Origin of the sequence: Prevotella pallens ATCC 700821, assembly GCF_000220255.1 — a bacterium.
Taxonomy (GTDB): Bacteria; Bacteroidota; Bacteroidia; order Bacteroidales; family Bacteroidaceae; genus Prevotella; species Prevotella pallens.
The window spans coordinates 1-648 of record NZ_GL982543.1; the positions used below are offsets into that span (position 1 = coordinate 1).

Genomic DNA, 648 nt, shown 5'->3' on the forward strand with positions numbered 1-648 from the left:
ACGAACGTGTCTTGGTCTCTTCCATCTATTCGTGCTGCGAACGCTACTGCAGGGAAGTCGTTATAGTTATAGTCTTCTATAACCATCTTCCAATATCTAAACTGTTATAAAAAAAATCCAATTGTGCCTTCATCATTTTTGTATCCCCTAGAATATTTTCTAACGCCTTACCATATTTTTGTACGTCGTCAGCATTACCAATATAATTCGTTAAAACACGAATACCGTTTACATAGACTTCCTCCTTGTCTTGATTTGAAAGCATAGAATCATTCGAAACAGATGCTATAACTTTTATGATATCATCTTTCAGCTTATCATATTTTGTTAAGCAAAGTTTAGCTTCTTCTATGGTGTTACAAGGAGTACTATCTAAAGTAGATAAAGATTTCTTTATTTTACATAGTTGTTTTATATAATCCATAATATAATTTAATGATGTTTCTTTACAACAGTATATGCTTCTTTTGGTATTTCCCCATCAATAAGGACCTCAGCATCCTTTGTCGCATATCCAAAAGCTTTTCCTTGTAAGGGTTTTCCTGTCTGTGGATCAATCCCATTAGAAATATCTATAATTTTCTTTGGTTCAATTTTATCTGTATTGATAGCAATAATGGTGGATTTGTTGGATTTTGCATAGAACTC

Annotated in this window: 2 protein-coding genes; both read right to left on the bottom strand. The window is 32.6% G+C overall.

Annotated features, from left to right (window positions below; translation table 11 throughout):
• Nucleotides 1–76: 76 nt before the first annotated feature.
• Entirely contained in the window at nt 77–424 is a 348-nt protein-coding gene (locus HMPREF9144_RS12585) for a hypothetical protein (protein ID WP_006046532.1), read from the bottom strand.
• A gap of 8 nt (nt 425–432) precedes the next feature.
• On the bottom strand, nt 433–648 hold a 216-nt coding region (locus tag HMPREF9144_RS13630), incomplete at its 5' end, for a hypothetical protein (protein ID WP_006046533.1).

Bases quoted from the DNA above. Each gene is read 5' to 3' on its own strand.
- HMPREF9144_RS12585 (WP_006046532.1), bottom strand. From the start codon at position 424: ATGGATTATATAAAACAACTATGTAAAATAAAGAAATCTTTATCTACT.